This window comes from Conyzicola sp., from assembly GCF_057073975.1.
The window spans coordinates 21071-28720 of the sequence record NZ_JBXMIS010000063.1; the positions used below are offsets into that span (position 1 = coordinate 21071).

At 64.3% G+C, this 7650-nt stretch carries 2 protein-coding genes; both read right to left on the minus strand.

Annotated elements, in window-relative coordinates; all coding sequences use genetic code 11:
- Positions 1-5: 5 nt before the first annotated feature.
- Positions 6-3887 carry a DNA-directed RNA polymerase subunit beta' gene (locus AC14A7_RS05790; protein WP_484007120.1) on the minus strand — a complete coding sequence of 1294 codons (3882 nt, stop codon included), beginning with the start codon at positions 3885-3887 and terminating at the stop codon, positions 6-8.
- A gap of 70 nt (positions 3888-3957) precedes the next feature.
- A complete protein-coding gene (rpoB, locus tag AC14A7_RS05795; RefSeq protein ID WP_484007122.1) occupies positions 3958-7482 on the minus strand; it encodes a DNA-directed RNA polymerase subunit beta in 3525 nt (1174 codons plus the stop codon).
- Positions 7483-7650 lie beyond the last annotated feature (168 nt).

Below are 7650 nucleotides of genomic sequence, written 5' to 3' on the forward strand. Positions count from 1 at the left end.
AGCTACTAGTTGTAGGTGCCGGGGGTGTAGTCGTCAGAGCTGAACGTGTCGAAGTCGACGAAGCTCAGGTCGGACTCGGAGAACACCGCGTCATCCGTGAAGATGCGGTTCGGGTAACGGTCGGCCTTCGCCTCGTCCGTTGCGTCGACCGACACATCGCGGTAGCGCGGGAGACCCGTGCCGGCCGGGATGAGCTTACCGATGATGACGTTCTCCTTGAGGCCCATGAGCGGGTCGCTCTTGCCCTCCATGGCGGCCTGCGTGAGAACACGCGTGGTCTCCTGGAACGACGCGGCCGACAGCCACGACTCGGTCGCGAGGCTTGCCTTGGTGATACCCATGACCTCCTGGCGAGCCGAAGCCGTCTTCTTGCCCTCCTGCAGCGTCGAGCGGTTGAGCTCGTTGTAGCGAGCGCGGTCGACGAGCTCACCGGGGAGCAGATCAGTGTCGCCGTGGTCGACGACAGTCACCTTGCGGAGCATCTGGCGAACGATGACCTCGATGTGCTTGTCGTGGATCGGCACACCCTGCGAGCGGTAGACGCCCTGCACGCCGTCGACGAGGTGCAGCTGAACCGCGCGAACTCCCTTGACGCGAAGAACTTCCTTTGGGTCGAGGTTTCCGACGTGGAACTGCTGGCCGAGCTCGACGTGCTGGCCGTCCTGGATGAGCAGGGTGGCGCGGCGCAGAACCGGGTACGCGATGGGCTCGTCGCCGTTGTCGGGGGTGAGGATCACCTTGCGGCTGCGATCCGTGTCCTCGATGTGGACGACACCCGCGGCCTCGGCGATCGGGGACGCACCCTTGGGGGTGCGGGCCTCGAACAGCTCGGTGACGCGAGGAAGACCCTGCGTGATGTCATCGGCGGATGCGACACCACCGGTGTGGAAGGTACGCATCGTGAGCTGGGTACCGGGCTCACCGATCGACTGGGCCGCGATGATTCCGACGGCCTCGCCGATGTCGACGAGCAGGCCGGTCGCGAGCGAGCGGCCGTAGCAGGCAGCACACACACCGACAGCCGACTCACACGTGAGCACGGAGCGCACCTTGATGTCGTGAACACCGGCGGCGAGCAGGGTGTCGAGCAGCACGTCGCCGACATCGGCTCCTGCCTCGGCGACGACCTTGCCCTTGGCGTCCAGAGCGTCGGCAGCGAGGCTGCGAGCGTAGACCGAGTTCTCGACGTTGCTGTCGAGCACCCAGGTGCCAGCGGCATCCTGTGCGGCGATCGGCATGTCGAGGCCCTTGCTCGTGCCACAGTCCGACTCACGGATGATGACATCCTGCGAGACGTCGACGAGGCGACGGGTGAGGTAACCGGAGTCTGCCGTGCGCAGTGCGGTGTCGGCGAGTCCCTTGCGGGCACCGTGGGTCGAGATGAAGTACTCGGCCACCGACAGGCCCTCGCGGTAGCTGTTGACGATCGGGCGAGGGATGATCTCACCCTTCGGGTTCGACACGAGACCGCGCATACCGGCGATCTGGCGAACCTGCATCCAGTTACCACGTGCTCCAGAGGAGACCATGCGGTTGATGTTGTTCGAGGCTGGCAGGTTGTCCTGCATGGCCTCGGCAACCTCGGCGGTGGCCTTGTTCCAGATCTCGATGAGCTCCTGACGGCGCTCGGCCTCGGTGGTGAGGCCCTTCTCGAACTGGCTCTGAACCTTCGACGCCTGCTTCTCGTAGCCACCGATGATCTCGCGCTTGTTCGGCGGGGTCAGGATGTCGGAGAGCGCGACGGTCACACCCGAGCGGGTTGCCCAGTGGAAACCGGCGTCCTTGATGCGGTCGAGGGTCGCAGCGACCTCTACCTTGACGTACCGCTCGGCGAGGTCGTTGACGATGGCCGAGATCTGGCCCTTGTCGGCGACAGCCTCGATGTACGGGTAGTCCGTCGGAAGCGCCTCGTTGAACAGGGCGCGACCAAGGGTCGTCTCCTGCAGCACGACGTCGCCCTGCGTGAAGCCCTCTGGCGCCTCGCCTTCGGCGAAGTGCAGGTTCTCGAGACGGATGCGCACCTTGGCGTTGAGGTCGAGCGAGTGCTGGTCGAACGCGAGGATCGCCTCGGCGACCGACGAGAACGCACGGCCCTCGCCGACGACACCCTCCTTGAGCGTCGTCAGGTGGTGAAGGCCGATGATCATGTCCTGGGTAGGAAGGGTCACCGGTCGTCCATCGGACGGCTTGAGGATGTTGTTGCTGGCGAGCATGAGAACGCGGGCCTCGGCCTGCGCCTCCACCGACAGCGGAAGGTGCACTGCCATCTGGTCACCGTCGAAGTCGGCGTTGAACGCCGCGCAGACGAGCGGGTGAAGCTGGATGGCCTTGCCCTCGACCAGCTGGGGCTCGAAGGCCTGGATGCCGAGACGGTGCAGCGTGGGCGCGCGGTTGAGCAGCACGGGGCGCTCGCGGATGATCTCCTCGAGCACGTCCCACACCTGCGGGCGCGAACGCTCGACCATGCGCTTCGCACTCTTGATGTTCTGCGCGTGGCTCAGGTCGATCAGGCGCTTGATGACGAACGGCTTGAACAGCTCGAGTGCCATCTGCTTGGGCAGACCGCACTGGTGGAGCTTGAGCTGCGGGCCGACGATGATGACGGAACGACCGGAGTAGTCGACGCGCTTTCCGAGGAGGTTCTGGCGGAATCGACCCTGCTTGCCCTTGAGCATGTCGCTCAGGGACTTGAGGGCGCGGTTGCCGGTACCGGTCACGGGGCGTCCACGACGACCGTTGTCGAACAGCGCGTCAACGGCCTCCTGCAGCATGCGCTTCTCGTTGTTGACGATGATCTCGGGGGCACCGAGGTCGAGCAGGCGGCGGAGACGGTTGTTGCGGTTGATCACACGACGGTAGAGGTCGTTGAGGTCGGAGGTCGCGAAGCGGCCACCGTCGAGCTGCACCATCGGGCGCAGCTCTGGCGGGATGACCGGAACGACCTCGAGCACCATGGCGGCCGGCGAGTTGCCGGTCTGCAGGAAGGAGTTGACCACGCGCAGTCGCTTGATCGCGCGGATCTTCTTCTGGCCCTTGCCGTTGGCGATCTGGTCGTGGAGCTCGACGCTCTCGGCCTCGAGATCGAAGGCCTGGAGGCGCTTCTGGATGGCCTCGGCGCCCATGAAGGCCTCGAAGTACATGCCGAAGCGGTCCTGCAGGTCGTGGAAGACGGCATCCTCAGGCTTGAGGTCGCCGACCTTCAGGCTGCGGAAGTCGTCCCAGACGCGCTGGAGCTGGGCGATCTGCTCGTCGAACGACTTGCGGACCTGCCCCATCTCCTTCTCCGCGCCATCCTTCGTGCGGCGCTTCTGGTCGCTCTTGGCGCCCTCCGCCTCGAGGGCGGCGAGGTCTTCCTCCAGCTTGCTGAGGCGCTCGGCGATGCGGGCATCGCGCTGTCCTTCGAGGGTCTTGATCTCGAGGTTGAGCTCGTTCTCGAGGCCCGGCATGTCCTGGTGACGTGCGTCGACATCCACGGAGATGATCATGTACGCGGCGAAGTAGATGACCTTCTCGAGGTCCTTCGGCGCCATGTCGAGCAGGTAGCCGAGACGGCTCGGAACACCCTTGAAGTACCAGATGTGCGTAACGGGTGCGGCGAGCTCGATGTGGCCCATGCGCTCGCGGCGCACGGAGGACTTGGTGACCTCCACGCCGCAGCGCTCGCACACGATGCCCTTGAAGCGCACTCGCTTGTACTTGCCGCACGAGCACTCCCAGTCACGGCTCGGCCCGAAGATCTGCTCTCCGAAGAGGCCATCCTTCTCCGGCTTGAGCGTGCGGTAGTTGATCGTCTCTGGCTTCTTTACCTCACCGTGCGACCAACGACGGATGTCGTCGGCCGTGGCAAGGCCAATCTTGATTTCGTCAAACGCGTGAACGTCGAGCAATGTTTTCTTCTTTCTTAGAAACGAAAGTCTTCAGTCGGGGCCGCGGTTCGCGACGGAGGGAGCTGCTAACTCAGATCTCGTCGATGGACGAGGACTCGAACCGGGTGGAGATGTTGATGCCGAGCTCTTCCGCAGCGCGGAACACCTCGTCGTCGGTGTCGCGCAGGTTGACGGTCGATCCGTCAGCAGACAGGACCTCCACGTTCAGGCACAGCGACTGCATCTCCTTGATAAGCACCTTGAAGCTCTCGGGGATACCGGGCTCCTGGATGTTCTCGCCCTTGACGATCGCCTCGTAGACCTTCACGCGGCCGAGGATGTCGTCGGACTTGATGGTCAGCAGCTCCTGCAGGGCGTAGGCGGCGCCATAGGCCTCGAGTGCCCAGACCTCCATCTCACCGAAGCGCTGTCCGCCGAACTGTGCCTTACCACCGAGCGGCTGCTGGGTGATCATCGAGTACGGACCCGTCGAGCGTGCGTGGATCTTGTCGTCGACAAGGTGGTGCAGCTTGAGGATGTACATGTACCCGACCGAGACCGGCTCAGGGAACGGCTCGCCGGAGCGGCCGTCGAAGAGGCGGGTCTTTCCGGTGGAGTCGATGAGGCGCTCGCCGTCACGCGTGAGCGTGGTGGAGTCGAGAAGTCCCTCAATCTCCTGCTCGAGCGCGCCGTCGAACACCGGGGTCGCGACCTTGGTGCCCGGCTCCGCCTTCATGGCGGCCTCGGGGATGCCGGCAGCCCACTTCGGGTTGCCCTTGACCTCCCAGCCCTGCTTCGCCACCCAGCCGAGGTGCGTCTCGAGCACCTGGCCGAAGTTCATGCGACCGGGGATACCGAGCGGGTTGAGGATGATGTCGACCGGGGTTCCGTCGGCGAGGAACGGCATGTCCTCGACCGGCAGGATCTTGGAGATAACACCCTTGTTGCCGTGACGGCCGGCGAGCTTGTCACCAGCGGTGATCTTGCGCTTCTGAGCGATGTAGACCACGACCCGCTGGTTGACACCGGAGCCGAGCTCGTCGTCGTTGTCGGCGGAGAACTCCTTGACGGCAATGATGGTGCCCTCTTCACCGTGAGGAACCTTGAGCGAGGTGTCGCGCACCTCTCGGCTCTTCTCGTTGAAGATGGCGCGCAGCAGGCGCTCCTCTGCGGAGAGCTCGGTCTCGCCCTTCGGCGTGACCTTGCCGACGAGGATGTCGCCGGGGCGAACCTCTGCACCGATGCGGATGATGCCGCGCTCGTCGAGATCGGCGAGCAGCTCCGGCGAGACATTGGGGAGGTCACGGGTGATCTCCTCCTTGCCAAGCTTGGTGTCGCGCGCGTCGACCTCGTACTCCTCGATGTGGATGGAGGAGAGCACGTCGTCCTTGACCAGGTTCTGGCTCAGGATGATGGCGTCCTCGAAGTTGTGACCCTCCCACGGCATGAACGCGACGAGCAGGTTCTTGCCGAGCGCGAGCTCGCCGTTCTCGGTCGCGGGACCATCGGCGATGACCTCGCCGGCCTCGATGCGGTCGCCCGCATTGACGATGACGCGGTGGTTGTACGAGGTGCCCTGGTTGGAGCGGTCGAACTTGCGCAGGTAGTAGTCCTGCGTTCCACCCTCGTCGAGCTGGATCGTGACGACATCGGCCGACACCTCGGTGACGACACCCGCCTTGTCGGCAGTCAGCACGTCACCGGCGTCGATGGCCGCGAAGCCCTCCATGCCGGTACCGACGAGCGGGCTCTCCGAACGCAGCAGCGGAACTGCCTGGCGCTGCATGTTGGCACCCATGAGCGCGCGGTTTGCATCGTCGTGCTCGAGGAACGGGATGAGCGAGGTCGCTACCGACACCATCTGGCGCGGGGAGACATCCATGTAGCCGATCTGCTCGGTGGGGATGAGGTCGACCTCTCCGCCCTTCTTACGTGCGAGCACGCGAGGGTCGGCGAAGTGGGCGTCGGCCGTGAGCGGGGCGTTTGCCTGGGCGACGACGAAGTCGTCCTCCTCGCTCGCGGTCAGGTAGTCGATCGTTGTCGTGACCTTGCCGTTGACGACGCGACGGTACGGGGTCTCGATGAACCCGAACGCGTTGATGCGCGCGAACGACGCGAGCGAGCCGATGAGGCCGATGTTCGGGCCTTCCGGGGTCTCGATCGGGCACATGCGGCCGTAGTGCGACGGGTGAACGTCTCGCACCTCGACACCGGCACGCTCACGAGACAGACCACCCGGGCCAAGCGCCGACAGGCGGCGCTTGTGGGTGAGACCCGCGAGCGGGTTGTTCTGGTCCATGAACTGCGACAGCTGCGAGGTTCCGAAGAACTCCTTGATCGCGGCGACGACGGGACGCACGTTGATGAGCGTCTGCGGCGTGATGGCCTCGATGTCCTGCGTGGTCATGCGCTCGCGAACGACGCGCTCCATGCGGGACAGACCAGTGCGAACCTGGTTCTGGATGAGCTCGCCGACCGCGCGGATGCGACGGTTGCCGAAGTGGTCGATGTCGTCGACGTCGAGGCGGATGTCGACCTTCTTGCCGTCACGCACGCCCTTGATGGTCGCGAGACCGCTCTCGGAGGTGGAGACGTAGGGGGCCGTCGTGTCGTGGAGCGACACGAGGTACTTGATCGTCGCGAGGATGTCCTGGATCGACAGCACCGAGTCGGTGAGCGGTGCGTCGATGCCGAGCTTGCGGTTGATCTTGTACCGGCCGACCTTCGCGAGGTCGTAGCGCTTCGAGTTGAAGTAGAAGTTGTCGAGGAGCGCGCGGGCGGCCTCGGCGGCAACCTGCTCTCCGGGGCGCAGCTTGCGGTAGATGTCCTTGAGGGCCTCCTCCTTGGTGAGGATGGAGTCCTTCTCGAGGGTCGCCTCGATCGACGGGAAGCCCTTGAACTCCTCGAGGATCTGCTCGCTCGTCAGGCCAAGGGCCTTGAGGAACACCGTGACCGACTGCTTGCGCTTGCGGTCGATGCGAACGCCGACCTGGTCGCGCTTGTCGATCTCGAACTCGAGCCATGCGCCACGGCTCGGGATGATGCGAGCGGAGTAGATGTCCTTGTCGGACAGCTTCTCTGGGGTGCGGTCGAAGTAGACACCGGGCGAGCGCACGAGCTGGGACACGACGACACGCTCGGTGCCGTTGATGATGAACGTGCCCTTCTCGGTCATGAGCGGGAAGTCGCCCATGAAGACCGTCTGGGTCTTGATCTCACCGGTGAGGTGGTTCATGAACTCTGCGTTGACGTAGAGAGGGGCCGCGAACGTCTTGCCGCGCTCCTTGCACTCGTCGATCGTGTACTTCGGCTCCTCGAGCTCAGGACCCGTGAACGACAGCTGCATCGTCTCACCGAGGTCCTCGATCGGGGAGATCTCCTCGAAGATCTCATCGAGGCCGGAGCGGGTCGGAAGATCGGTGCGGCCCTGGGCCTCACCCTCCTCGACGCGCGCCTTCCAGATGTCGTTTCCGACAAGCCAGTCGAAGCTCTCGGTCTGCAGTGCAAGCAGATCGGGAACCGTCAGCGTGTCGGTGATCTTGGCGAACGAGAGCCGGGATGCGGCACGACCGTTCTTAGTGGACTTTTTGGTGGACGCGTTGCGCGCAGCAGCCAAGGAAATAACCTCCGTGGGCCCCGTCGGACCCTGCATGTCGAAGAATCGACTGTCGGTAGTGAATTCGCTCCAAAAGACCGCCCCGCCGTTATACTCGGGGCGCGCCAGCTGTCCACAATATGACTAGAAGGATGTCTGGGAGCGCAAAGAACAACTATAGGACACTTT